Raw genomic sequence first — 474 nt, 5'->3', positions numbered from 1 at the left:
CTTCTTCACCGACAGCAAGTCAGCGGCTCCTTTTGCCGGTCGACAGATCGGTGGACCAGGTCGAGCTTCTTCCATGTCCACTTCTACGTTTGCCACGGTGTTCGGGAATTCCTGGGAGATTGGGGGCTGACATCTATCGCGTGCTGCCACGAAGGTTGGTATTGACGTATTTCGCGAGGTCTAGCGCGGAGATGCTACCAACCAATTGGTCCAGACTCATTTCGGCCGAGATTGAGGCGGAATGCTCCAGGAGTGCAAGGAGATCATCCCTGTGCTTCGAATGGTGGTTCTCCAGGTGCATCTCGACCTTTCGCGCGATGACGTCCGCGAAACTCGCCCTTGTCCCAAAAAGCGGATCGTTGATTAACGCCGTCGGTCGTTCCTGTTCGAGAACCCAATTTATCGCCAGGGTCCCGTTCGATCTCAAGAATACGATCTCCAGCTCCGCGTCGGCAGGTCGCGATGTGGCAATGG

At 55.9% G+C, this 474-nt stretch carries 1 protein-coding gene; it reads right to left on the bottom strand.

What is annotated here, in order from left to right; all coding sequences use genetic code 11:
* Positions 1 to 133: 133 nt before the first annotated feature.
* The coding region (locus tag EOA28_RS39790; protein ID WP_210214999.1) for a hypothetical protein at positions 134 to 474 on the bottom strand (341 nt) is incomplete at its 5' end.

Source organism: Mesorhizobium sp. M2A.F.Ca.ET.067.02.1.1 (genome assembly GCF_004023285.1).
Classification (GTDB): domain Bacteria; phylum Pseudomonadota; class Alphaproteobacteria; order Rhizobiales; family Rhizobiaceae; genus Mesorhizobium.
The sequence above is the reverse complement of the archived record's forward strand: the minus strand, read 5'-3'. Positions and strand labels throughout refer to the sequence as shown.